This window comes from Methylobacterium endophyticum (assembly GCF_050591105.1).
Taxonomy (GTDB): Bacteria; Pseudomonadota; Alphaproteobacteria; order Rhizobiales; family Beijerinckiaceae; genus Methylobacterium.
On sequence record NZ_JBNHES010000003.1, the window covers coordinates 181,826 to 206,582 of the forward strand.

At 70.9% G+C, this 24,757-nt stretch carries 23 protein-coding genes and 1 tRNA gene; 15 read left to right on the top strand and 9 right to left on the bottom strand.

Going from position 1 to position 24,757, the window contains the following annotated elements:
* The first annotated feature begins 1 nt into the window (after position 1).
* Complete coding sequence (locus ACP56T_RS05340) at positions 2-1,153, top strand: M48 family metallopeptidase (protein WP_430911083.1); 1,152 nt, start codon at positions 2-4, stop codon at positions 1,151-1,153.
* A gap of 42 nt (positions 1,154-1,195) precedes the next feature.
* Here ACP56T_RS05340 and ACP56T_RS05345 read toward each other — a convergent pair whose 3' ends face one another.
* Together ACP56T_RS05345 and ACP56T_RS05350 are read right to left on the bottom strand one after the other, a co-directional pair.
* On the bottom strand, positions 1,196-1,519 hold the full coding sequence (locus ACP56T_RS05345; RefSeq protein ID WP_430911084.1) for a type II toxin-antitoxin system PemK/MazF family toxin: 324 nt from the start codon (positions 1,517-1,519) through the stop codon (positions 1,196-1,198).
* Complete coding sequence (locus ACP56T_RS05350) at positions 1,516-1,737, bottom strand: antitoxin MazE family protein (protein ID WP_430911085.1); 222 nt, start codon at positions 1,735-1,737, stop codon at positions 1,516-1,518. Before ACP56T_RS05350 ends, ACP56T_RS05345 begins: the two co-directional genes overlap by 4 nt.
* A 206-nt stretch (positions 1,738-1,943) precedes the next feature.
* On the opposite strand from ACP56T_RS05350, the gene ACP56T_RS05355 reads away from it, so the two are divergent.
* Positions 1,944-5,204 carry an efflux RND transporter permease subunit gene (locus ACP56T_RS05355; protein WP_430911086.1) on the top strand — a complete coding sequence of 1,087 codons (3,261 nt, stop codon included), beginning with the start codon at positions 1,944-1,946 and terminating at the stop codon, positions 5,202-5,204.
* Positions 5,205-5,220: 16 nt separating this feature from the next.
* On the opposite strand, the gene gph is transcribed toward ACP56T_RS05355, so the two are convergent.
* On the bottom strand, positions 5,221-5,901 hold the full coding sequence (gene gph / locus ACP56T_RS05360) for a phosphoglycolate phosphatase (protein ID WP_430911087.1): 681 nt from the start codon (positions 5,899-5,901) through the stop codon (positions 5,221-5,223).
* Between the two features lie 153 nt (positions 5,902-6,054).
* Here gph and ACP56T_RS05365 point away from each other — a divergent pair, with 153 nt between their 5' ends.
* The 8 genes from ACP56T_RS05365 to ACP56T_RS05400 all read left to right on the top strand — a co-directional run bounded on the left by ACP56T_RS05365 (position 6,055) and on the right by ACP56T_RS05400 (position 13,054).
* Positions 6,055-6,495: a hypothetical protein gene (locus tag ACP56T_RS05365; protein WP_430911088.1), complete on the top strand. Its 441-nt coding sequence runs from the start codon at positions 6,055-6,057 to the stop codon at positions 6,493-6,495.
* A gap of 111 nt (positions 6,496-6,606) precedes the next feature.
* On the top strand, positions 6,607-7,326 hold the full coding sequence (gene rpiA / locus ACP56T_RS05370) for a ribose-5-phosphate isomerase RpiA (protein ID WP_430911089.1): 720 nt from the start codon (positions 6,607-6,609) through the stop codon (positions 7,324-7,326).
* A gap of 41 nt (positions 7,327-7,367) precedes the next feature.
* On the top strand, positions 7,368-7,940 hold the full coding sequence (locus ACP56T_RS05375) for a DUF2059 domain-containing protein (RefSeq protein WP_430911090.1): 573 nt from the start codon (positions 7,368-7,370) through the stop codon (positions 7,938-7,940).
* A 28-nt stretch (positions 7,941-7,968) separates the two neighbouring features.
* A complete protein-coding gene (locus ACP56T_RS05380; RefSeq protein ID WP_430911091.1) occupies positions 7,969-9,177 on the top strand; it encodes an O-antigen ligase family protein in 1,209 nt (402 codons plus the stop codon).
* Positions 9,174-10,547 (top strand): glutathione-disulfide reductase, encoded by a 1,374-nt coding sequence (gene gor, locus ACP56T_RS05385; RefSeq protein ID WP_430911092.1) that lies wholly within the window; start codon positions 9,174-9,176, stop codon positions 10,545-10,547. The genes ACP56T_RS05380 and gor overlap by 4 nt, the downstream gene beginning before the upstream one ends.
* Positions 10,548-10,611: 64 nt before the next feature.
* Positions 10,612-10,941, top strand: a complete 330-nt coding sequence (locus tag ACP56T_RS05390; protein ID WP_430911093.1) for an RNA polymerase sigma factor region1.1 domain-containing protein — start codon at positions 10,612-10,614, stop codon at positions 10,939-10,941.
* A gap of 240 nt (positions 10,942-11,181) precedes the next feature.
* Positions 11,182-11,442 carry a hypothetical protein gene (locus ACP56T_RS05395; RefSeq protein WP_430911094.1) on the top strand — a complete coding sequence of 87 codons (261 nt, stop codon included), beginning with the start codon at positions 11,182-11,184 and terminating at the stop codon, positions 11,440-11,442.
* Between the two features lie 229 nt (positions 11,443-11,671).
* Entirely contained in the window at positions 11,672-13,054 is a 1,383-nt protein-coding gene (locus ACP56T_RS05400) for a class II 3-deoxy-7-phosphoheptulonate synthase (protein WP_430911095.1), read from the top strand.
* 330 nt (positions 13,055-13,384) lie between these two features.
* Here the strand turns inward: ACP56T_RS05400 and ACP56T_RS05405 are convergent, their stop codons facing one another.
* On the bottom strand, positions 13,385-16,189 hold the full coding sequence (locus tag ACP56T_RS05405) for an EAL domain-containing protein (protein WP_430911096.1): 2,805 nt from the start codon (positions 16,187-16,189) through the stop codon (positions 13,385-13,387).
* 253 nt (positions 16,190-16,442) lie between these two features.
* Between ACP56T_RS05405 and ACP56T_RS05410 the strand changes: the two genes are divergently transcribed.
* Positions 16,443-16,826, top strand: a complete 384-nt coding sequence (locus ACP56T_RS05410) for a cupredoxin domain-containing protein (protein WP_430911097.1) — start codon at positions 16,443-16,445, stop codon at positions 16,824-16,826.
* A gap of 9 nt (positions 16,827-16,835) precedes the next feature.
* Here ACP56T_RS05410 and ACP56T_RS05415 read toward each other — a convergent pair whose 3' ends face one another.
* Together ACP56T_RS05415 and ACP56T_RS05420 are read right to left on the bottom strand one after the other, a co-directional pair.
* Positions 16,836-18,110, bottom strand: coding sequence for an efflux RND transporter periplasmic adaptor subunit (locus ACP56T_RS05415; protein WP_430911098.1), 1,275 nt, complete (start codon positions 18,108-18,110; stop codon positions 16,836-16,838).
* Positions 18,111-18,308: 198 nt separating this feature from the next.
* Positions 18,309-18,383: transfer RNA gene (locus tag ACP56T_RS05420), tRNA-Val, on the bottom strand.
* Between the two features lie 105 nt (positions 18,384-18,488).
* Here ACP56T_RS05420 and gltX point away from each other — a divergent pair.
* The 4 genes from gltX to ACP56T_RS05440 all read left to right on the top strand — a co-directional run bounded on the left by gltX (position 18,489) and on the right by ACP56T_RS05440 (position 21,236).
* Positions 18,489-19,844, top strand: coding sequence for a glutamate--tRNA ligase (gene gltX / locus ACP56T_RS05425; protein ID WP_430911099.1), 1,356 nt, complete (start codon positions 18,489-18,491; stop codon positions 19,842-19,844).
* Positions 19,845-19,930: 86 nt separating this feature from the next.
* Positions 19,931-20,317 carry a VOC family protein gene (locus tag ACP56T_RS05430; protein ID WP_430911100.1) on the top strand — a complete coding sequence of 129 codons (387 nt, stop codon included), beginning with the start codon at positions 19,931-19,933 and terminating at the stop codon, positions 20,315-20,317.
* Positions 20,318-20,401: 84 nt separating this feature from the next.
* The gene (locus ACP56T_RS05435; protein WP_430911101.1) at positions 20,402-20,764 is read left to right on the top strand and encodes an ArsR/SmtB family transcription factor; all 363 of its coding nucleotides are present in this window, start codon (positions 20,402-20,404) and stop codon (positions 20,762-20,764) included.
* Positions 20,745-21,236 carry an SRPBCC family protein gene (locus ACP56T_RS05440; RefSeq protein ID WP_430911102.1) on the top strand — a complete coding sequence of 164 codons (492 nt, stop codon included), beginning with the start codon at positions 20,745-20,747 and terminating at the stop codon, positions 21,234-21,236. The genes ACP56T_RS05435 and ACP56T_RS05440 overlap by 20 nt, the downstream gene beginning before the upstream one ends.
* A 45-nt stretch (positions 21,237-21,281) precedes the next feature.
* On the opposite strand, the gene ACP56T_RS05445 is transcribed toward ACP56T_RS05440, so the two are convergent.
* From ACP56T_RS05445 to ACP56T_RS05455, 3 genes are all read right to left on the bottom strand, one after another.
* Positions 21,282-22,568, bottom strand: a complete 1,287-nt coding sequence (locus ACP56T_RS05445; RefSeq protein WP_430911103.1) for a hemolysin family protein — start codon at positions 22,566-22,568, stop codon at positions 21,282-21,284.
* A 115-nt stretch (positions 22,569-22,683) separates the two neighbouring features.
* Positions 22,684-23,460 (bottom strand): class I SAM-dependent methyltransferase, encoded by a 777-nt coding sequence (locus ACP56T_RS05450; protein WP_430911104.1) that lies wholly within the window; start codon positions 23,458-23,460, stop codon positions 22,684-22,686.
* A 14-nt stretch (positions 23,461-23,474) separates the two neighbouring features.
* Positions 23,475-24,692 (bottom strand): MFS transporter, encoded by a 1,218-nt coding sequence (locus ACP56T_RS05455; protein ID WP_430911105.1) that lies wholly within the window; start codon positions 24,690-24,692, stop codon positions 23,475-23,477.
* Positions 24,693-24,757 lie beyond the last annotated feature (65 nt).

The following is a 24,757-nucleotide window of genomic DNA, read 5'->3' on the forward strand; positions in this document are numbered from 1 at the left end:
GGTGGCGCAGGAGATCGTCGCCGCCGGCTCGTATTTCGATGGCGTCAGCGCCCGCCCGCATCCCGTCACCCTGAGGCTCGGCGACAGGCTGGTGATCTCGGGCGCCGGCATCTTCCACGACTGGAACCCGATCGACATCCGCGCCTCCGAGACCCTGCCGCCGCTCATGCGGATCGGCGTGGTGGGCAGTCTCGCGCGGGTCGAGTTCGAGGACGCGACGCTCGCCGCCGTGCTGCCGACCCGCTGCCCGGACCTGCGCAAGGCGGAGGACGGCACCCACGGGACCCTGCGGATCGTGGGGTGGTCCGTCGCCGCCGGTCTCTCGGTGCTGGCGGCGGCGGTCTACGGCATGCCGCTGCTCGCCGCGCTCATCGCGCCGCTGGTGCCCGCGCCGGTGGAGGCGAAGCTCGGCGAGGCCGTCGACGGGCAGGTGGTGCGCATCCTCGGCGATCCGCCGCTCTGCGCGGAGCCCGCCGGCCAGGCGGTGCTCGACGCCCTCGTGGCGCGCATGACGGCGGGACAGGCGCTGCCCCCCGGACTGAGCGTGGTGGTGCGCCGGCACGCCAAGGCCAACGCGCTGACCCTGCCGGGGGCGCGGATCGTGGTGCTCTCCGACATCATCGCCAAGGCGCGCACCCCCGACGAGTTCGCCGGGGTGCTGGCGCACGAGTTCGGCCATGCCGCTGCGCGCGATCCGACGCGGGCGCTGATCCAGACCTCGGGCTCGTCCTTCCTGCTCAGCCTGGTCCTCGGCGACCTCACCGGCTCCACCGTCATCGTCGCGGTGGGGCAGGCGGCGCTGGCCGCCGGCTACAGCCGCGACGCGGAGCGGGCGGCCGACGCCTATTCCGTGGCCATGATGAACCGGGCCGGCGGCGACGGCGCGGCGCTGGCCTCGATTCTGGAGCGGATCGCCAAGGACGGCAGCGAGACCGGCGCCTTTCTGCGCAGCCACCCCTTCACCCGCGAGCGCGCCGCCGCGATCCGGGCGCTCGCGGGCCCGGACGCGGCCGGGCGCCGCATCCTGAGCGATGCCGACTGGACGGCGCTGAGGGGCATCTGCCCGCCGCTGCCGGGGAAGGACAAGGGCAAGGACAAGCCGAAGCCCGAGGCGCCAGAGGATGCGCCGCGATCCGAGGGGGAAAGACTGTAGGCGTTCGTCAGGTCGGGCCGTCTCCGGTCCGGGGAGCGGAGATCAGGCGAAGCCGAAGAGCAGCGCCAGCGCGCGGTTGACCGTGACCATCGCGGCGTCGTCGAGGCGTCCGAAGGGAGCGCCGAGCTTCTCGCGCCTCACGGTCATGGCCTTGTCGACCATGATCTGGGAGGGCTTGCGAAAGCCGTTGCCCGGCGCGGGCTGGACCGTCACGCGTATCAGCGGGGCGTCGATCAGCGTGCCAGAGATCAGCAGCACCGTGACCGTCGCGGTGCCCGCGAACCGATCCGACTGGATGACGAGCGCTGGACGCGGCTTCCCGAAATCACCGGCCATGGCGACGGTGACGAGATCGCCGCGCCTCATGCCTCGGGGTGATCCAGATCGCTCAGGGCGGCGTCCAGGAAGTCCCGAAGGCCGTCGTCGTCGGCATCGGCCTCCGCCGTCAGCGCCGCCTGACGGGCGCATTCCTGCGCGAAGCCCGGATGGCGCGTATCGGGGATCCAGATCTGAAGAGGTCTCAGGCCCGATGCGCGCAATGCCGCGCGACGCTTGCGGACCCGTTCGCTGAGCGGCGTCGGCACGGCGCCCTCCTTCTGTTCGCGTCGTTACATGTAACGATATGCGCGCCGTGCGGTCGGGTCAACGAAGGCGTTCCGGCCGTCCCCTGCGGCGTCCATGCACCGCCCGCTCCCGCGTCGAGACATCCTGTGGCAACAATCCGCTGGCTCGGTGCGCGGACGCATCGACGATGCGAAGGTTCCGCGGATGCCGGGACCGCGGAGACCGCATGGGCCTCGTCCAGTACGCGCTGAAGTTCCGCATCACCGTCTACGTGCTCGCCGTGCTGATGATGCTCGGCGGCGGCGCCGCGATCGTCGTCGCGCCCAAGGACGTGCTGCCCACCGTCGACATCCCGGTGGTGGTGATCGTCTGGACCTATAACGGGCTCTCCGCGCCGGAGATGGAGGCGCGGATCACGACCTATTCCGAGTACGGAATCTCGAACAACGTCAACAACATCGCCCGGATGGAATCGACCAGCCTCCAGGGCACCTCGGTGATGAAGGTCTATTTCGACCCGAGCGTCTCCATCGACCTCGCCATCGCGCAGGTGGTCTCGTCCACGAACTCCATCCGCGCGACCATGCCGCCGGGCGTGCAGCCGCCGGTGATCCTGCGCTTCTCGGCCTCGTCGGTGCCGGTGATCCAGCTCTCGCTGGCCTCGGCCAAGGACAGCCTGACCACGGTCTACGACTACGCGCAGTACCGCATCCGCCAGCGCCTGACGCAGGTGCCCGGCTCGACGCTGCCCTCTCCCTTCGGCGGCGCGCCGCGCCAGATCATGGTCGATCTCGACCTCCAGGCGCTCCAGGCCCTGGGGCTGACGCCGCTTGACGTCACCAACGCGATGACGGCCCAGAACCTCACGGTGCCCTCGGGGCTCGCCAAGATCGGCGAGCAGCAATACCCGATCCGCCTCAACGCCACGCCGGAGGCCATCGCGGCGCTGAACGAGATCCCGATCAAGGTGGTCGACCGCCAGCCCGTGCTGGTGCGCGACGTGGCCCATGTGCGCGACGGCGGCCCGCCACAGGTCAACATCGTGCGTACCGACGGCCTGCCCTCCGTGCTGATGCGTGTGCTCAAGAACGGCACCGCCTCGACGCTGGACGTGGTCAACAACGTCAAGAAGGCGCTCCCCGACATCCGCGCCGCCGCTCCCGAGGGCATGACCCTCAAGCCGCTCTTCGACCAGTCGGTCTTCGTCTCGGCGGCGATCGAGGGGGTGGTGCACGAGGCGGCGATCGCGGCCTGCCTCACCGGCCTGACCATCCTGCTCTTCCTCGGCTCCTGGCGGTCGACGATCATCGTGCTGATCTCGATCCCGCTCTCGATCCTGACCTCGCTGAGCCTGCTCGCGGCGATGGGCCAGACCATCAACGTGATGACGCTGGGCGGGCTGGCGCTCGCCGTCGGCATCCTCGTGGACGACGCCACGGTGGCGATCGAGAACACCTACCGGCTGTTCGAGGAGGGCCGGCCCTTCCGCGAGTCGGTGGTGGAGGGGGCGGCCAGCATCGCCAAGCCGACGCTGATCTCGACGCTCTCGATCTGCGCCGCCTTCACCTCGGTCTTCGCGCTCACCGACACGCCGAAATACCTGTTCACGCCGCAGGCGCTGGCGGTGGTGTTCGCGATGCTGACCTCCTACGTCCTCTCGCGCACCCTGGTGCCGGTGCTGATCGACGTGCTCGTCGCGAAGGAATACGCCGAGCATCACGGGGAGACGCCTCCCGAGCCGGCCCGCCGGGGACGCATCGCCCGCGCGTTCGGCCCCCTGACGCGGCCCGTCTTCCGCCTCGCCGGCAATTTCCGCCGGGGATTCGAGGCGCGTTTCGCGCGGTTCCACCGTAGCTATGTCGGCCTGCTGCATGTGGTCGTGCGGGCGCGCCTGCGCACGCTCGCCTTCGTCGGGGTCGTCTTCGCGGGGACGGCGGTGCTGTTCGGCTTCGTCGGGCAGGACTACTTCCCGCAGGTCGCCTCGGGCCAGATCACCATGCATCTGCGCACCCGGCCGGGCATGCGCATCGAGACGGCGGATCAGGTCTTCGCCGAGGTCGAGACGACGGTGCGCGAGGTGATCCCCGAGCACGAGATCGATCAGGTGCTGAGCAATCTCGGCCTGCCCTCGAACAACTACAATTTCGCCTTCTCGGACGGCTCGTTCGTCGCCTACAACGACGGCCAGATGCTCATCAACCTCAAGGAGGAGCATGGCGACGTCGCGGTCTACACCAAGCGTCTGCGGGAGGTCCTCCACGAGCGCTTCCCCGACCTCACCGTCTACTTCCAGCCCTCCGACATCATCACCCAGATCCTCAATTTCGGCACGCTGGCGCAGATCGACATCCAGGTCTCGGGCCGCAACACCGCCAAGGACCTCGAGGTGGCCCAGCGCATCGTCCAGCGGGTGAAGGACGTGCGCGGCGCGGTGGACGTGCATCTCCACCAGATCGTGAACACGCCGCAGTTCTTCGTGGACGTGGACCGGCGCCTCGCCTCCGAGCTCGGGCTGACGCAGCAGCAGGTCGCCAACGGGCTCAACGTCTCGCTGTCGGGCTCATTCCAGGTGACGCCGAACTTCTGGTCGGACCCGAAGACCGGTATCCCCTACCAGCTCTGGGTGCAGACGCCGGAATACCGCAACGACTCGCTCACCGCCCTCCAGAACACGCCGCTCTTCGTGCAGGCCAATGCCGACCGGCCCGGCGTGCTGACCCTCCTCTCCAGCGTCTCGACCCTGCGGCGCGAGGGCGGGCAGACGGTCATCAACCACGTCAACACTTCGCCGACCTTCAACGTCTACGCCGCCGTGCAGGATTCCGATCTCGGCTCGGTGGCCAGGGAACTCCGCAGGATCGTCGCCGAGGAGCAGACCAAACTGCCCGCGCCCGACAGGATCACCATCCGCGGCCAGATCGAGAACATGGATTCGGCGTTCCTCAGGCTCGGCGTCGGCCTCGCCATCGCGCTGGTCGCCGTCTACCTGCTGATGGCGGTGAACTATCAGAGCTGGGGCGACCCCTTCGTGGTGCTGGCCGCCTTGCCGCTCGCCTTCTGCGGGATCGTGGCGAGCCTGTTCGTCACCGGCACGACCTTCTCGATCCCCTCGCTGTTCGGGGCGATCATGTCGGTGGGCATCGCCAGCGCCAACTCGATCCTGCTCGTCACCTTCGCCCGCGAGCACCGCGAGGCGACGGGATGCTCGGCGATGGAGGCCGCGATCCTCGCCGGCGACACCCGGCTGCGCCCGGTGCTGATGACGGCCGGCGCCATGTTCCTCGGCCTGATCCCGATGGCGCTCGGCACGGGGGAGGGCGGCGAGCAGAACGCGGCGCTCGCCCGCGCGGTGATGGGCGGCATCGCGTTCGGCACGCCCTCGACGCTGCTCTTCGTGCCCTTCCTCTACACGCTGCTGCGGCGGGGCGACGTGAAGGCGCCCTCGGATTACCTGGAGGCGCCGCGAGCGGCCGCTCCCGCCTCCTGACCCGGCCCCCGGCGGCTCAGGCCGCCGGGACGAGCTCGCGCACGGCTTCCGCCAGGGCGTCGTAATGCGAGATCACCCGGTCGGCGCCGAGTTCGGCCACCGGCAGGTCCGTGTAGCCGAAGGTCACGCCGACGACCGGGATACCCGCCGCTTTCGCCGCCTCGATGTCGGCGCGCGAATCCCCCACCATCACGGCGCGGGCGGGATCGCCCCCGGCGCGCTCCACGGTGAGCGTGATGTGGCGCGGATCGGGCTTGAAATAGGGGAAGGTCTCGCGGCCGCAGATCGCCGCGAATCTGTTCGCGATCCCGAGCGCACCCAGCAGCTCGACCGCGTGGGCCTCGATCTTGTTCGTGCAGACCGCCAGCGCGAAGCCCCGTGCCGTCAAGGCATCCAGCGCCTCGACCACGCCGGGATAGAGGTGGGAATGGTCGCACAGATGCGCGCCGTAATGCTCCAGGAAGTCGTGGAACAGGGTGTCGAGCTTGTCCGCCGGCAGGGGCTCGCCGGCCGCCGCGAATCCGCGCTGGATCAGGGCCTTGGCGCCAGCGCCGATCATGTCGCGCGCCTCCGCCAGGGGCAGCGTCGGCAGGGTCTCGCGCGCCAGCAGGACGTTGAGCGTGCCGACGAGATCGCCCGCCGTCTCGGCCAGGGTTCCGTCGAGGTCGAACACGGCGATGGGGGGCAGGCTCGTCATGCGGCATCCTTTGCGGCGGTCGCCGCCGTGCTACGCGGGAGGGACGTGCCGGGCAACAGGCGGCGGCGTCGCCGGGCGTCGGCGCGCGGCCCGGCGCCCCAGAGATGCCCGAAATCCTGGCCAGAGCAGGCGCCCGACCCTTCGAGACCCCCCATGCGCATCGTCCCGTCGATCCTCGCGGCGCTCGTCGCGACACCCGTGCTCGCCGCGTCCTACGAGTTCGTGCCGGCCCCGCAGATCGACCTGAACCGGGTCTACCGGGTCGACAAGGTGACGGGCGAGGTGACGTCCTGCCAGTACGGCCTGCGCGAGAGCGGCGGCATCGGCCAGACCCTCTGCTTCGGCTCCGGCGAGGGGGCGGGCGCGCAGACGCCCTCCGAATACGGCCTCGTCGCCTCCCGGCACACCCGCGAGGCGGGGGTCTTCCGCGTCAACTACCGCACCGGCGAGATGAGCATCTGCTACGTGCAGGTGAAGGAGGAGGTGGTCGTCTGCACGCCCCAGGCGAACCCGTCCTCGGCCGAGGCGCCCGCCGCGCCCTCGCCCGGCCGTCCGGTGCCGAGCGCGACACCCGCGCAGGGCGCGCGCCCGTAACGCCGCCAAACCGCTTTTGCCAGGCGCGGCCCTCGTGCTAGGGCCTCGCCCGCTCAGCCAGGGAGCCGCCCCCGTGACAGCGACGACGACACCGAGCCCCGAGACGGCGCGATGAGCGGGCCGGACCTCCGCCGCGCCTGCGCCGCGCGCGCCCTCGATCTCGTCCGGCCGGGCATGCGCCTCGGCCTCGGCACCGGCAGCACCGCCGCGGTCTTCGTGGAGCTTCTCGGCGAGCGCGTGCGCGGCGGCCTCGACGTGGTCGGCGTGCCGACCTCGGAGGCGACCTTCGCCGCCGCCACCCGCGCCGGCATCCGGCTCGCGACCCTCGACGAGCTGCCCGAGCTGGACCTCACCATCGATGGGGCCGACGAGGTCGATCCGCAACTGCGCCTCATCAAGGGCGGGGGCGCCGCCCTGCTGCGGGAGAAGATCGTCGCCTGCGCGAGCCGCCGCATGGTGGTGATCGCGGACGCGGCCAAGCGCGTCGAGACCCTCGGCGCCTTCCCGCTGCCGATCGAGGTCAACCCGTTCGGGCTCGTCGCGACCCAGCGCGCGGTGGAGCTGGCGATCATCCGGGCGGGCTGCACGGGCACGCTGCGCCTGCGGCTCGACGCGCAGGGCGCGCCGCTCGCCACAGACGGCGGCCACCGCATCCTCGATGCCCGGCTCGGGCGCATCCCCGATCCCGAAGGGCTGTCCGCCGCGCTCTGGGCGGTGCCGGGCGTCGTCGAGCACGGCCTGTTCCTCGGCATCGCCGCCGCCGCGATCCTGGCCGCCGATGTCGGCGGGACCGCTGAGGTCAGCGTGCTCGGCGACCTCTCCGATATCTAGCCGACGAAACAAACTGCCCTAGACCGTCCGGAGTATCCGTCATGTCCCGCCGCCGCCTCCTCGCCGCCACCCTGGCGGGCCTTCTCGCCGGCGCTCCCGCTGCGCTTGCCGAGACTGCCAAGCCGGGTGCCGCCCCCAAGGCCGCCGCGCCCGCGAAGCCCGCGGCTCCGACGCCTGCCGCCGTCACCCCGCAACTCAGCGCCAACCACCTCGCGCTGGCCAAGGAGGTCATGCTCGGCTCCGGCCTCGCCCGCTCCTTCGATTCGATCCTGCCGACCTTCGACCAGCAGATCCGCCAGCAGGCGGTGACGCGGCCGGAGCTGACCGACGATCTCGACGCGGTGCTCAAGGGCCTCCAGCCGGAGATGGAGCTCCAGAAGCAGCGGATGATCGATACCGCCGCGCGCATCTACGCCAACCAGCTCAGCGAGGCGGAGCTTTCGGACATCGCCGCCTTCTTCCGCTCGCCATCGGGCAAGCGCTACGTCGCGACCCAGCCGCAGGTCCTCGACCAGATGGTGCAGGCCATGCAGACCTGGACCCAGGAGGTCTCCGAATACGCCATGGTCCGCGTGCGCGCCGAGATGAGCAAGCGCGGCCACCAGATGCAGTAGGAGCTCCGACGCCTTCGGGAGCGCGAGCGTGAGCGCATCCGCGCGCCTGAGCGCCTGCGGGGCGGCGCTGCTCGCGGCCCTGCCGCTGGCGATGGCGCTGGCGAACCGCTCCAGCCCCCTCGTGGTCGGGCTGGCGGCGCTGGCGTTCCTGGCCGCCGGGCTGGTCGAGGACCGGCGCGCGACGCTGGCGGCCTTGCGCCGACCCCTGACGACGCCCCTCGGGCTCGCCGTCCTGGCCTTCCTCGGCTGGTGCCTGATCTCCTTCGCCTGGAGCCCGTTCCCGGCCGTCTCGCTGCGCAGCGCCGGGGAATTCACGCCGACGCTGCTCGCCGCCTATCTCCTCGCCCGTCTCGCGCCGGGGCGCCTGCCGTCCTTCGCCGTTCCCGCCGCCGCCCTCTGCACGGCTCTGGCCGCGCTCTACGTGGCCTTCGGGATGCTGGGCGGCCTGCCCGTGCAGAAGGCCCTCGGGATGCGGGTGGCCGAGTTCGTCTTCAACCGCCCGGTCCTGACGCTGCTGGTCCTCGCCGGCCCCCTCGCCTTCGCCGCCTTCGCCAAAAGCCGCCCTGTCGCGGGGACGGCGGTCCTCGTCGCGTCCCTGGTCGCGATCATGGTGTCCGTCAGCGGCGCCGCGAAGATGGGGCTCGTCGCGGGGCTCGCGGTCTTCGCGCTCGCCCGTGTCCTGCCGAGGCGGCTCTCGATCGGGCTCGTGGGGCTGGGGCTGGGGCTCTGCGTCGCGCTCGCGCCCGTGGAGGGCGACCTGTTGCAGCGCTTCATGCCGGAGGCCGCGCATGAACGGCTGGTGCAGTCCTCCTCCCGTGCCCGCGTCGCCATCGCCCGCAGCTTCGGCGCGGCGGTGGCCGCCGATCCCTGGCGTGGAGCCGGCTACGGAATATCCGCGCGCTTCGCCGAGGCCCCCGTGGCGCAGCGGCTGGAATCGGAGATGCGCGATCTTCTCGCCGTCGGCCACCCGCATAACAGCTTCCTCCAGGTCTGGGCCGAGCTCGGCCTGCCCGGCGCCATGCTCGCGGCGCTGGTGCTGATGCTGGCCCTGCGCGCGCTCGCCGGATGGCCGCCCGGCGCCCGCGCGACGGCGCTCGCGCTGGTCGCGGCGGCGGCGGCGGTGGCCTTCGTCGAGCACGGCGCATGGCAGGCCTGGTGGACGGCGGGGCTCGGCGCTGCCATCTCCTGGCTGCGGGAGGGCCTCCCGCGCGTTTCCGAGGACGGGACCATCCGATGAGCGAGCCCTACGACGTCGACCTCTTCGTCATCGGCGGCGGCTCGGGCGGGGTGCGCGCGGCGCGCATCGCCGCCAGCTACGGCGCCCGCGTGCGGCTCGCCGAGGAATACCGGGTCGGCGGCACTTGCGTGATCCGGGGCTGCGTGCCGAAGAAGCTGATGGTCTATGCCGGCCGCTTCGCCGAGGAGTTCGAGGACGCCGCCGGCTTCGGCTGGGAGGTCGGCGCGCCGCGCTTCGATTGGTCGGTGCTCAAGAGCCGCCGCGACGCCGAGGTGGCGCGGCTCGAAGGGCTCTACGACGCCAATCTCAGGCGCTCCGGCGTCGAGATCGTGCCGCAGCGCGCCGTGATCGACGGGCCGCACGCGGTCCGGCTCGCGGATGGGACGCGGGTGAGCGCCCGCGTGATCCTGGTGGCGACCGGCGCCACCCCGGTCCACCAGCCCGTCGTTCCGGGCGCCGAGCTCGCCATCACCTCGAACGAGGTGTTCGAGCTCGAAGAGCAGCCGAAGCGCATCCTCGTCGTCGGCGGCGGCTACATCGCCGTCGAGTTCGCCGGGGTCTTCGCCAATCTCGGCAGCCGCACCACGCTGGTCCACCGGGGCGACAAGCTGCTGCGCGGCTTCGACGAGGACGTGCGCGACGCCCTCGACGCGGCCTACGCGCACCGCATGGACCTGCGCCTCGGCCGCCATCTCACGCGCCTGGAGCGGGGGGAGGGCGGCATCCTCGCCCATCTCGACGACGGCGGCGCGATCGAGGTGGATCAGGTGCTGGTCGCCACCGGCCGGCGGCCGAACACCGCCGGGCTCGGCCTGGACACGGTCGGCATCGCCGTCGACCCGGCCGGCGCGATCCCGGTCGACGTCTTCTCGAAGACGAGCGTGCCCTCGATCTACGCGGTGGGCGACGTCACCAACCGCGCGAACCTCACGCCGATCGCCATCCGCGAGGGCCACGCCTTCGCCGACACCGTGTTCGGGGACAAGCCGACCAGCGTCGACCACGGCCTGATCCCCACCGCCGTGTTCTCGACGCCGGAGATCGGCGTCGTCGGCCATGACGAGGACAGTGCCTGGAAGGCGTTCGGCGAGATCGACGTCTACAAGGCGAGCTTCCGGCCGATGAAGGCGACGCTCTCGGGCCGCGAGGAACGGACCCTGATGAAGATCGTGGTCGAGCGCGCCGGCAACCGGGTGGTCGGCGTCCATGTCGTCGGCCACGATGCCGGCGAGATCATCCAGGCCGCCGGCATCGCCGTGACCATGGGCGCCACCAAGGCCGATTTCGACCGCACCGTCGCGGTGCATCCGACGGCGAGCGAGGAACTGGTGACGATGAAGGTCCCGTCCGCTCCGAGGCGGCCGGCCTGACGGCCGAGGGACAAGCGCCCGATCGGGGGCTCGACGTGGCGAATGGCCGAGCCATATCAGGCTCATGGGCAAGGGCGACTCGGGCAAGAGAGAGACGGGAAAGCGCGACGACGCGCATGCGCGCCGCCAGGCCGTCATCGACGGCCTGCTGGCCGATGCGCTGCGCCCGGCCTACACCTATCGCCTGCCGACCCATGCGAGCCTGCCGGCCGATATCCGCCGCGCCATCGACGCCCTTCTCGCCAAGGCCGAGGCCCAGAGCAGGCGCTCGCTGACCTATGACGACCTCGAGGAGGCGCTGCCCCCCCGCGACGTGTCGGCGGAGGATCTCGAGGCGATCTTCTGGGTGCTGGCCGAGCACGGCATCGAGGTCGAGGACGGCCAGGGCGGCTGAACGGCGGGACTGCGTAAAAGGCGCCGGATTGCGTTGCGAGGATCGACACGGATAGATCCGATCCTGCCCCCGTCACGGGAGACGCCGACGCTCATGAGATTCAACCGGGTGCTGATCGCAAGCCTTGTCGCAGGTCTGGCGGGTTCGGTCCCGTCTGCCGCCGCATGGGCGCAGGCCGACGGGTTTCGACCGCCCGCCGGCTCCGAAATCCCGGCTCCCGCGCGGATCGCCCCGCTCCGGGTGGAGAGTTCGATAAGCCTCAACGTGCCGCGCGCGGCGGGTGCCGATGCCGAGGATCGGATCAAGCAGATCGAAGCCGCCCGCGTGGCGCTCTATCAGGCCGCCGCCAGGGAATGCGACAATCTCCGGCAGGTCTTCAAGACCGACTGCCGCTTGCAGAACGTGAGGGTCGCGAGCAACGTCCAGAGCCGGGGCGGCAACGGCGAGACGATGTTCGTGACCGTGACATCGAGCTACGACCTGACCTATCGCCCGAACTGAGAGGCGGCCCGGAGGGATCGGTTCCGTCAGGGGCTCGTCCGCCGGGGCCCCGGCCATCGTCCCTTCTTCGCCGAATGGGGCCGGCCGCGCCGTCGTCCGGCCCCGTGCCCCACGCATGCCGGATAGGGTCTCGCCTCGCGGGGCGATCCCTCCTATAAGCCGCGCTTTCCGGGAGGAACCCCGCGCGATCCGCCGCGCGATACGGACGAGGAGTGGACGGGAGTCGGTCATGAGCGAGCGTTGGACACCGAAGACTTGGCGGAACCTGCCGATCCAGCAGGTGCCCGAGTATCCGGATGCCGCTGCACTGGCCGCCGTGGAGACGCAGCTCGCGAGCTTTCCGCCGTTGGTTTTTGCAGGTGAGGCGCGCAAGCTGAAGGCTTCGCTCGCGAGCGTCTCAGAGGGCAAGGCGTTCCTGCTCCAGGGCGGCGACTGCGCCGAGAGCTTCGACGAGCATTCCGCCGACAACATCCGCGATTTCTTCCGCGTCTTCCTCCAGATGGCGCTGGTGCTGACCTTTGCCGGCTCGTCGCCGGTGGTGAAGGTCGGCCGCATCGCGGGCCAGTTCGCCAAGCCCCGCTCTTCGCCCACCGAGACCATGGACGGCGTCTCCCTGCCGAGCTACCGGGGCGACATCGTCAACGGCATCGGCTTCAGCGAGGAGGCGCGGGTTCCCGATCCGCGCCGTCAGCTCGAAGCCTATCGCCAGTCCGCCGCGACGCTGAACCTGCTCCGGGCCTTCGCCACGGGCGGCTACGCCAATCTCGACAACGCTCAGCGCTGGATGCTCGGCTTCGTGAAGGATTCGCCGCAATCCTCGCGCTACGCCGACGTGGCCGAGCGGATGTCGGACGCGCTCGACTTCATGCGCGCCATCGGCATCAGCCCGGACACGCATCAGGAGGTGCGCGCGACGGAGTTCTACACGAGCCACGAGGCGCTGCTGCTCGGCTACGAGCAGGCCCTGACCCGCGTCGATTCCACCACCGGCGACTGGTACGCCACCTCCGGGCACATGCTCTGGGTCGGCGACCGCACCCGGCAGGCCGATCACGCGCATATCGAGTACGCGCGCGGCATCAAGAACCCGCTCGGGCTCAAATGCGGGCCGTCGATGACGGGGGAGGGGCTCGTGCGCCTCATCGATCTCCTGAACCCGGAGAACGAGGCGGGCCGCCTGACGCTCATCTGCCGCTTCGGCGCCGACAAGGTGGGCGACCACCTGCCGAACCTCGTGCGCGCGGTGGAGCGCGCCGGCCGCAAGGTGGTCTGGGCCTGCGACCCGATGCACGGCAACACCATCGCCGCCGGGCGCTACAAGACGCGGCCCTTCGAGCGCGTGATGACGGAGATCGAGGCGTTCTTCGACATCCACCGGGCGGAAGGCACCATCGCCGGGGGCCTGCATCTCGAGATGACGGGCAAGGACGTCACCGAGTGCACGGGCGGCGCCCGCGCCCTGACGGCGGACGACCTCCAGGACCGCTACCACACCTACTGCGACCCGCGCCTCAACGCGGAGCAGGCGCTGGAGGTGGCCTTCCTGACGGCCGAGCTGGTCAAGCGCGATCGCGGCCAGATCGAACGGCCGCGCCTCGACGCTGCCGAGTAACGCGACGGAACAAGGCCGCGCCGATGCGAGAGATCGGCGCGGCCTGTCGCGACTGCTTTGAGAGACTGTCAGGCGCTTTTAGAAACGCCTGACAGTCTCTCAGTCATTGTTCTCCCGTATGTCCGGACGGAGAACCGGAACCCACTTCTCCTGAACATACTCTAGTGAAGCCAGGGCGTGAAGAAGTAGATCAAGAGGATGATCGGCAGGGGAATGCCGATCAGCCACAAAAGGCCGCCTTTCAACATCGATCGACTCCGTGGAACTCAAGCGTCGTTCAACGGAATGCCGTGCGGGATGGTTCCGAAATCGTCCTGACAGGGTTTCCCGTCAGGCGACCGCCCGGATCGAGGTCCGGTTCCAGCGCTCGAGGATGCCTGCGACCTGCGAGGCCGGCACGGGCGGGCTGAAGAAATAGCCCTGCACCTCGTCGCAGCCCTCGTCGCGCAGGCGCTCGAGCTGCTCCTCCGTCTCGACGCCCTCCGCTGTGGTGGTCATGCCGAGGCTCGCGCCGAGGCCGATCACCGCGCGCACGATGAAGCCCGAGCCGTCCGGCTCGCAGAGGTCGCGCACGAAGGACTGGTCGATCTTGATCTTGTCGAAGGGGAAGCTGCGCAGGTAGCTCAGCGCCGAGTATCCGGTGCCGAAATCGTCCATGGAGACGCGCACGCCGAGCTGCTTCAGGCTGTGCAGGATGGCCGTGGTGCTGTGCGGGTTGGCGACCAGCACCGACTCGGTGATCTCGAGCTCCAGGCGCCGGCCGACGAGGCCGCTCTGGCCGAGCGCGTCGCAGACGGCGTCGACGAGATTCGCCGAGGAGAACTGCACGGCCGAGACGTTCACCGCGATCTTCAGGTCCTCCGGCCAGCGGGTGGCCTCGGCGCATGCCTTGCGCAGCACCCATTCGCCGAGCGGCGTGATGAGCCCCATCTCCTCGGCGACCGGGATGAACACCGCCGGCGAGACCGGCCCGCGCACCGGGTGCCGCCAGCGCAGCAGCGCCTCGAAACCGCCGATCCGCTCCGACCCGAGGTCGTAGATCGGCTGATAGTAGACCTCGAACGCCTCGTTCGCGACCGCCTCGCGCAGGTCGTGCTCGAGCTGCCGGCGCTCTTGCAGCCGGGCGTCCATGTCGGGCTCGAAGAAGCGGAACGAGCCGCGCGCCTCGGCCTTGGCGCGGTCGAGGGCGACGGCGGTGTTCTTGAGCAGCTTCTCGGCGATCATCCCGTCGCCCGGCGCGACGGTGATGCCGATGCTGACGCCGACAGTGACGGTGTGATCGGACAGCGCGTAGGGCGCGCTCAGGATCTCGACGATCCGGCGCGCCAGAACGGCCGAATCCTCCGGCCGCTCGATGCCCCTCTGGAGCACCACGAACTCGTCGGCGCCGAGGCGCGCGACGACGTCGATCTCGCGCACGCAGGCCGCCAGGCGATTGGCGGCGGCGCGGATCAGCTCGTCGCCGACGGCCTGGCCGAACGCGTCGTTGACGGGCTTGAAGTCGTCGAGGTCGAGTTGCAGCAGCGCGAAGCCGCCGTCGCGGCCCGCCTGCGCGACGGCCTGCTCGATATGCTCGCCCAGCATGTGCCGGTTCGGCAGGTCGGTCAGCGTGTCGTGGCGGGACATGAAGGCGATGCGCGCCTCCGCGTGCCGGCGCTCCGTGACGTCCTCGTAGGTCGCGACGAAGCCGCCCTCGTCCGTGGGGCGCTTCTCGATGGCGATCACCCGGCCGTCGCCGAGATGCTGGATGTAGGTGCGGGCCTCCTGCGATCCGAGGCCGCTGTCGACATCCGCGAAGATGACGTCGCGGGCGTCGAGGCCGGGGTGGTTGCCGGCGGTGATGCAGAGATCGACCACCTCCGTCGCGTGCATGCCGCAGGTGATGGTGCCGGGCGCGAGATTGTAGATCTCGCCGTAGCGCCGGTTCACGACGATGAGACGGTCCTGGGCGTCGTAGAGGCAGAGGCCCTGGGTCATGTTGTCCAGGGCCGCGTCGAGACGCAGATTGGTCGCCTTGAGCGACTCCTTCTGCGATTTCAGAAGGGTGATGTCGCTGCACATGGCGACGAAGCCGCCGGCCTGGGTGGCGCTGCGGCTGACCCGCAGCCAGCGGCCGTCCGCGATCTGGATCTCCCCTTCGCCGCTCGGGATCAGGGAGAGCGCGACGCCCTTCGCCGGATCGCCGCCATCCGCGCTGCCGTTCGGGAAGAAGTCGGCCGCCTGGGCGTTGGCGAGCACGATGCGGCCCTCGGAATCCACGACGACGACGCCGTCGCGCGAGGTTTCGAGGGCGTCCGCGAGAAGGGACTGGGCGCTGCGCCGCTGGAGCACCTCGCGCTCCATCATCGCCCGGATGTTGTCGCGCATGGCGGCCATGGCGCGCAGCAGCGCGCCCATCTCGTCGCGCTGCCCGCTCTCGATGGGATCGTCGAGATGGCCGCCGGCGATGCGCTGCGCGGCGGACGAGGCGGCGGCGAGCGGGCCGGTGATCCGGCGGATCAGCAGCCAGGCCACGAGGCCCGACAGCGCCACGGCGACCATCGTCGCCAGCACGCTCGCCTCGAGCTCCTGGGCCACCACCTTGCGGGCGGTCTGCCGGTACTGGAAGCCGTCTCCGGCGGTGTAGTTGACCAGGAGGTCGATCTGCCCGTCGACCTGGGCGGCCTTCTCGTCGAGGGCGTCCCAATCGGCGGACGAGCCGCCATGGGCGGTGACGGTGGCGCGGATCGCGTCCCACGCGAGCACGGCCGCCTGGACGGCGTTCGCGGCCCGCGCCGCGCGCTCCGTCTGCGCCCGCTCGACGGCGATGACCAGATCCTCCGCCAGCGCCTTGTCGAGTTCCGTCAGCTCGTCGTCCAGGCGGGCCCGGATGGCGGGATCCTGGGTCATGGCGCGGCGCGCGAGGGCGGTGCGCATCTTGGCGAAATCCGCCGCCGCCGCCCGCGCGTAGTTGATCGACATCAGCGAATGGTCGTAGGTCCGCTCGGCGAGTGCGCCCGTTTCCCTGATCGTGATCGTCGCCAGCGCGCCGACGCTGCCCGTGATGGCGCTCATGGCCAGGAAGGCGACGAGGATATGGCCGCGGATCGTCCCGAGGATCGCGCCGAACGGGCGCCCTAGCCTCCATCGCCGCATCGAAGCGTCGTCCGCCTTCGATGCATTGCGTTCCCGTGACATCGAAACGAGCTGCCCTGATATGCCAGCGAGCACGCTAGGCATGATGTGTTAAGGCGCGCTTATCGTGCCGGCGCTCGCGAATCTGCTGAACCGGTACGGTCACGCTCGTCCGGAAGTCTTTTCTTCATCGTTTCGGATTACGCTTGCGGCCGGGGCGATCGAACGCCGGAAACGGCGGGACGCCGGTATCCGAGCCTGCGCGCGAGGGGTCATGTCTCGAGACACCGAAGGGTCATCCTCGCGTGGCGCGGCCTCGGCGCGGCTCGCGGCGGTCACGGCCGCCTCCCTGGTCGCCGGCATCCTGGCCGGGTGCCAGCTCGTCACCCAGTTGCGGGCCGAGGGGCAGGTCGTCTCCCAGAAGGGGCGCGCCTTCCACCCCGAGACGGTGATCCTCGCGCGCGGGGAGGCCGTCACCATCATCAACGACGACAACGACCTGCTGCACCATCTCTACGTGGATTCGGATACGTTCAAGTTCGACTCCGGCGATCAGGCGCCCGGCAGCCGCACCGCCATCGCCTTCCCGGAGAAGGGGCTGTTCAAGGTGCTGTGCGCCATCCACCCGAAGATGAAGCTCTTCGTCCGGGTGAATTGAGGGCGCGCCTCAGCGCGAGGCGGCGTGCACGGCCTTGCCGTCCTGGGGATCGGGCCGGCGCTCGATGCGCTGCCCGTCGCGCAGGTCCGCCGGCGGCCCGAGCACGACGCGCTCGTCGCCGGAGAGCCCGGTATCGAGCTCGATGCTGCGCCCGAAATCGCGCTTCACATGGACGGGGCGCCATTCGGCCCGGCCGTCCTCGCGCGCCACCGCCACCTGCGTGCCCTTCTGGTTGAAGACGAGCGCCTCGGCGGGCACCGTCACCACCGGCTGCGGGCGGGGGATCTTCAGGGTCACGTAGACGTAGAGCCCGGCCCGCAGGGCGCCGTCCGGGTTCGGCACGTCGACCTGCGTCGACAGGGTGCGCGAGGCGGTGAGCAGCGCCACCGAGCTCCGCTCCACCTGCCCGGCGAAGCTGCGGCCGGGCATCTGCGGCACGCTCAGCGTCGCGGGAACGCCCGGCTCGACCCCCGTCGCGGCATATTGCGGCACGTTGACGACGATGCGCAGCACGTCGTCTCGGTCCATGCTCAACAGCGGCGTGCCGGAGCCGTCCGCCTTGACGAGATCGCCGATATCGACGCCGCGCGTGGTCACGACCCCGTCGAAGGGCGCGGTCACGTCCTTGAAGCCGGCGAGCGCCTTCAGCCTGTCGACGGTGGCGGCCTGCGCCTTGATGTTGGCCTCCGCGACCTTCACCCCGGCCTCCGCCGAGGCGAGGTTCGCGGTCTGGCTCAGCACGCCGGCCTGGGAGTTGTCGGCGGTCTGCCGGGAGGCCCAGCCCTGGGTCGCCAGGGTCGAGGTGCGGGTGTTGGTGACGTTGGCGAGGCCGACATTGGCCTTGGCCTGATCGACCATGGCCTTGGCCTGGAGAAGCTGCGCCTCCATCTGGCCGAGCTGGGCCTGGGCCTGGGCGAGCTGCTGGTCGAGATCGGGCGCGGCGATCCTGAGGAGCACGTCGCCGGCCTTTACCCGGCTGCCGATATCGACCCGGCGCTCGGCGATGTAGCCCGTTGCGCGGGCGAAGATCGCGGCGCGGGCGAAGGCCTGGGTCTCGCCGGGAAGCGTCAGGTCGACGGGGGCCGTGGTGCGCTCCACGGCCACCGTGCGCAGGCTCGGCACGAAGTCGCGCATCTTGCGCTGGGTCTCGGCCGCCGCGCCCTGCATCCGCCAATGGCCGTAGCCGCCCCAGGCGAGGAGCGCCAACGCACCGATCCCGGCGAGGACGAAGGGGCTCTTGCGCGGCGGCGGCGGGATCTCCTGACCGTGATCCTGCGCCTTCATGAACGGGCCGTCCCCACCTCGTCGCGCGGAGACGACGCCCCGGACCGAACGCAGACTATCACGAGATCTCTCCCCCACGGAACGAGGGGAGCATCGCAACGGGATGTTTCCGGCATGTGGCCGCCATGGCCGAGACGGCGCGACATGATGCCGTGCTTGGGGGAGCCGTGCTTGGGGGATATGCGGCCGGAGGGGGAATGGTGGGCGCGACAGGGATCGAACCTGTGACCCTTCGCGTGTGAAGCGAATGCTCTCCCGCTGAGCTACGCACCCGAACCAGCGGCCTTCTAGGGCGGGCGGGGCGGCTCCGTCAAGGGTGTCGGAAAAAGCGCCGCGCCGGCGTCGTCATCGGAGAAAAATCGGCTAGGACATGCGCGCATGGCTCCCTCATCGGCACCGCTCGTCCGCTTCGCCCCCTCGCCGACGGGCTATCTGCATCTCGGCAACGCCCGGCCGGCGCTCCTGAATGTCCTGTTCGCGCGGGCGCGCGGGGGGCGCTTCCTGCTGCGCCTCGACGATACCGACCGCGAGCGCTCGACCGAGGCTTTCGCGGCGGCGATCGAGGAGGATCTCGCCTGGCTCGGGATCGTGCCGGATGCGCGCGCGCGCCAGTCGGAGCGGGTCGCGACCTATGACGAGGCCGCCGACCGGCTGCGCGCGAAGGGGCGCCTCTATGCCTGCTACGAGACGCAGGAGGAGCTGGAGCGCCGCCGCAAGCGCCAGCTCGGCCGGGGCCTGCCGCCGATCTACGACCGGGCCGCTCTTTCTCTCGGCGATGCCGACAGGGCCGCCCTGGAGGCGCAGGGACGAAGGCCGCATTGGCGGTTCAAGCTCGACCACCGCACCGTCGAATGGGACGATCTCGTGCGGGGCCAATCGCATGTGGACTGCGCCTCGCTCTCCGATCCGGTGCTGATCCGCGAGGACGGCAGCTATCTCTACACGCTGCCCTCGGTGGTGGACGATGCCGGGATGGGTATCACCCATGTCATCCGTGGCGAGGACCACGTCACCAATACCGGGGTGCAGGTGCAGATCTTCGAGGCGCTGGGCGCCCCGGTGCCGGTCTTCGCCCATCACAACCTGCTCACCACGGCGGATGGCGAGGGGCTGTCGAAGCGCCTCGGCCACCTCTCGCTGCGCTCCCTGCGCGAGGCCGGCTACGAACCCGCCGCCGTGCGCTCGCTCGCGGTGCTGACCGGCTCGGCGGAGGCGATCCGCGCCGTCGCCGGCCTCGACGAGCTCGCCGCCCTCGTGGACCTCGCCCGCACGTCGCGCGCGCCCGCGCGGTTCGATCCGCACGAGCTCGACGGGCTCAACGCGCGCCTGCTCCATGCCATGCCCGTGGAGGAGGCCGCCGCCAGGCTCTCGGCGATGGGCGTGCCGGACGAGGCCGCCGCGGCCTTCTGGGAGGCGGTGCGGGCCAATCTCGGCAAGGTCGCGGAGGCCGCGGACTGGTGGCGCGTCGTCGCCGGCCCCGTCGCGCCGGTGATCGCGGATGCGGCCATCGTCGCCGCCGCCTCCGAGACGCTGCCGCCGGAACCCTGGGGGCCGGAGACCTGGAAGAGCTGGAGCGCCGCCGTCCGCGAGCGCACAGGCGCCAAGGGCAAGGCGCTGTTCATGCCGCTGCGGCTCGCCCTCACCGGCCTCGACCACGGCCCCGACCTCGCCGGCCTGCTGCCGCTGATCGGCCGCGAGCGGGCGGCGCGGCGGCTTGCGGGGGAAGCGGCGTGACGGGCGGACGCCGAGGCTCGGTGCCGGCTGCGTTCGGTCCCGTTCGCCCGTAAGCTGCCCTATAGTCTTCTATGCCGAGGCCGACGATGTTTTCTCATGCAACCCTCGGTGTCGCCGACATGGCTGCCGCGCGCCGCTTCTACGACCCAGTGCTCGGAGTATTGGGGCTGGAACTGAAATTCGCCGACGAAACCTGGGCAGGCTGGAAATCCCCGTCGGCCGATCGGCCTCTCTTCATCATAACGCGCCCCTATGACGGGCGGCCCGCTTCGGCGGGGAACGGTCAAATGATCGCATTCCTTGCCGAGAACCGATCCGACGTGGACCGATGTCACTCGGCGGCGATCGAGCACGGCGGAACCTGCGACGGAAAACCGGGCCTACGGCCGCAGTATCACGCCGGCTATTACGGCGCTTATTTTCGCGACCCGGACGGAAACAAGATCTGCGTCTGCTGCCACCGCGTCGAGTGATCGGCGACGAACCAAACGCCGTCTTCCCGAAGCCCGACCCCACCCTCTTGCGCCGCGCCGGCAACGGCCCTAAAACTGAACCGGATGGTTCAGTTTTGCACGGCTCGTCTCGACGCCTCCTTCGCCGCCCTCGCGGACGCCACGCGACGCGGCGTCCTCGAACGGCTCGGGAGCGGGGACGCCTCGATCACCGAGCTTGCCGACACGTTCCACATGACCCTGACGGGCATGAAGAAGCATGTCGGCGTTCTGGAGCAGGCCGGGCTGGTGACGACGGAGAAGGTCGGGCGCGTGCGGACCTGTCGGCTCGGCCTGCGCGGGCTGGAGGAAGAGGCAGCCTGGATCGAGGGGCGCCGCCGGATCTGGAACGCACGCTTCGACGCGCTCGATGTCGTGGTCGCGGCTCTGAAACGGAAGGAGAGGGACGATGGGCAACAGAGTGGGTGACAGCCGCACGGCGGTCGAACGCGGGTCCGAGCGCGAGCTCGTGGTGCGGCGGACCTTCGATGCCCCGGTCCGCCTCGTGTACGACGCCTGGACCAAGCCGGAGCTGTTCAAGCTGTGGTGGGCGCCGCGATCGAGCCCGGTGCCCATGCTGTCCTGCGAGATGGATGTCCGCACCGGCGGCGGGTATCGCATCACCTTCGGACACGACGCGGCGAATGCGAGGGCCTTCTTCGGCAAGTATGTCGAGGTGACGCCGCCGTCGCGCCTCGTCTGGACCAACGACGAGAGCGATGACGGCGCCGTCACCACCGTGACCTTCGAGGAAGAGGATAGCGGGACGCTGCTGGTCCTTCGCGAACTCTATCCGACGAAGGAGGCGCTCGACGCATCCTTCGTCGGCATGGAGGACGCAGCCCCCGAGCAGTTCGGGCAACTGGACGAGCTTCTCGCCGGGCTGGGCAAGGGCGCCTGACGGCCCTGCGGCAACCCGGTCGGCCGTGACGCCGGATGCCGCCCGCTACGCGTCGGCGTCCGCCGGGAGCCGCGTGGCGATGATCTTGTCGATGCGGCGCCCGTCGAGGTCGACTACCTCGAAGCGCCAGCCGGCGATGTCGCAGGTCTCGCCGGTCTCCGGCAGGCGCTGGAGGCGGTCGATGATGAGGCCGGCGGCGGTCTCGTAGTCGCGCGAGGGGTCGAGCCGGATGCCGATGAGGTCGGCCATCTCGTCGGCCGGCATCCAGCCCGCGATCAGCCAGGAGCCGTCCTCCCGGCGGAACGCCTCGGGCTCCGGGTCCTCCGAGCGGAAGGCGCCGGCGATGGCGTCGAGGATGTCGGCGGGCGTCACCAGGCCGTCGAAATGGCCGTACTCGTCGTGGATCAGCGCCATCGGCACGTCGGCCTCCTGAAGGGCGGCGAGCGCGGCCAGCGCATCGACGGTGTCGGGCAGGATCGGGGCCTTGCGGATATGGGCGCGCAGGTCGAGGCGCTCGCCCGCCGCCAGCATCGCCACGAGGTCGCGCACCTGCACGACGCCGAGCATGTTGTCGGAGGAGCCGTCCCCCACCGGCAGGCGCGAATGCGGGCTCCTGAGCAGCAGGGCGCGGGTCTCCGCCTCGTCGCGGCCGAGGTCGATCCAGGTCACGTCCGTGCGCGGGGTCATCACGCCGCGCACCGCCCGGTCGCCGAGGCGCAGCACCCCCGCGATCATGCGGCGCTCGCCCGTCTCGATGACGCCGGCGGTCTCGGCCTCGGCCACCAGGGTGCGCAGCTCCTCCTCGGTGACGGAGCTGGCGCTGTCCGTGGACTGGCCGAGAAGGCGGAACACCGCCCGCGTCGAGGCGTCGAGGAGCCAGACGGCCGGGAGCGCCGCCCGCGCCACCAGCCGCATCCCCGGCGCGACCAGGCAGGCGACGGCTTCCGGGTTGCGCAGGGCGATGTGCTTGGGGACGAGCTCGCCGATGATGACCGACAGATAGGTGATGATCGCGATGACGAGGCCGTATCCCAGGGGCTCGGCCCAGCCTTTGGTCATCCCGAGGTCGAGCAGGATGACGGCGAGACGCTCGCCCAGCGCCGCCCCCGAGACCGCGCCCGATAGGACGCCGATCAGGGTGATGCCGATCTGCACGGTGGAGAGGAAGCGGCCGGGATCCTCGGAAAGCGCCAGCGCGGCGGCCGCGCCCGAGCGGCGCTCCTCCGCCATGGCGGAGAGCCTGGCGCGCCGCGACGACACCACGGCGAGTTCCGACAGCGCGAAGACCCCGTTGAGGGCGATCAGCAGGACGGCGACGGCGAGTTCGAGCACTTCGGCGGGAACGCAGAGCCGGGGTCGCTTCGCGCGCCGGGCTTCCTCTGGTCGGGGACGGGACCGCCCGAAGATGGGTGCCCCGCGCCCCGCGGTCAACGGGCCGGCCGGGCTTTCAGGCGATCGCGGCCTTGCGCGCCTCGATCGTCGCGGTGTCGGCGCTGAAGGTGCCGTCCGGCTCGATGGCGAAATGCCGGCGGATCGGGTCGGCCGCGCCCTCTTGGAGCGAGCGGATCGCCGCCGCGTGGATGTCCGGCGTGCGCATCCGCGCGATCCAGCTCGCGAAATCGAGGCGCAGGCGCCGCCGCGTCACCGTGCCGGCCGCGAGCCCCGCCGCCGCCAGCATCGCGAGCCACTGCGAGAGCGCGTAGTCGCGCACATGCGAGGGATCGCGCAACAGCTCGACGGCCTGGAGATGCGTGTCGAGGAGCGGGTCCTCGGGGGCGACGAGATCGACGAAGACCGCGAGCCCCTCCGGCGCCAGCACCCGCCGGACCTCGCCCAGCGCCGCCGGAACGTCGCGCCAGTGATGGGCGCTGAAGCGGGTGACGACCATGTCGAAATCCGCGTCCGCGAAGGGCAGGCGCTCGGCCGCGCCCTGCCGGGTCGCGATGTTGGCAAGGCCCCGCCGCTCGGCTTCCTGAGCGACCGCCGCCAGCATGTCGTCGGACAGGTCGTAGGCGGTGACGTCCCTCGCGTGGGGAGCGGCGGCGAAGGCGACATGCCCGCCTCCGCAGCCGAGATCGAGCACCCGCGCGCCCGGCCGGGCCTTCGCCAGCGCCGCGATGCGGGCGAGGTCGTCGCCGCCGGCATGGACCGCGCTCTCGACATAGGCCCGCGCCTGGGGGCCGAACTGGCCGGCGATCCGGCTCTCGTGGCTGCGTGCGTTCATCGCGGAGGTCCCCGTCAGGCGGTCATCGGCGGCAGGCGCGCGAGCCGGATCGCGATGGCCAGCGCCAGCCCGTAGAGGCTCGCGAAGAACGCCACCACCCCGCCCCAGCCCGCATGGGCGAAGGCCCAGCCGCCGGCCGTGCCGAGCACGGACGAGCCGAGATAGTACATGCACAGATAGACCGAGGAGGCCTGCGCCCGGTCCCGCAGGGCGCGCCGCCCGACCCAGCTGCTCGCCACCGAATGCGCGCCGAAGAAGCTCATGGTGACGACGACGACCCCCGCGACGATGACGACGAGGTTGCCCGACAGGGTCATAGCGATGCCGGCCAGCCCGCAGGTGATGGCGAGCCAGAGCACCTTGCGCCGCCCCAGCCTGCTGGCGATCTCGCCGGTCGCGGCCGAGCTGAAGGTGCCGAAGAGATAGACCACGAAGATCGCGCCGATGGCGGTCTGGCTCAGGGAGAAGGGCGGCTCGAGCAGGCGGAAGCCGATGTAGTTGTAGACGCAGACGAAGCCGCCCATCAGCAGGAACGCCTCCGCGAAGAGCCAGGGCAGGCCCGGATCGCGCAGATGCTGGCCGAAGGTGCCCGGCACCTCGCGCCAGCGCATCGGATGGGCCACGAAGCGGCGCGAGGGCGGCAGCGCCACCTTGAACGCGATGGCCGCCAGCAGCGCCAGCACGCCGATGAGGCCGAGGCCGATCCGCCAGGAGGCGTGGTCGGCGATGATGCCGGCGATCAGCCGCCCGGCCATGCCGCCGAGCGCGTTGCCGCCGATGAGCAGGCCCATGGAGAGGCCGATGGCGCGCCCGTGCATCTCCTCGCCGAGATAGGCCATGGCGACGGCGGGCAACCCGCTCGCGGCGAGCCCCGTCAGCGCGCGCAGCGCCAGGAACCCGTGCCAGTCGGGCACGATCGCGGCGACGACGGTCAGCAGCGCGGAGGCGAACAGCGAGACCGTCATCACCGGCTTGCGGCCCCAGACCTCCGAGAGCGGGCTGACCACCAGCAGCGCCACGGCCAGCATCGCGCAGGGTAGGGACAGGGCGAGGCTGCTCTCGGCCGGCGAGACGCCGAAGGCATCCGCATAGACCGGCAGCAACGGCTGTACGCCGTAGAGCACTGCGAAGGTGGAGAATCCGGCGGCGGCGAGCGCCAGGGCGGTCCGGCGGAAGGCCGGCGTGCCGGCCTCGATCAGCCGCTCGCCGGGCTCGTCCCTCGGGATGTCCATGATCGCCCGGTCCGTGTCCGCGTCGCTCCCCTTCGGGGCATGCGCCGTCCCGGCGCCGTCGGTCA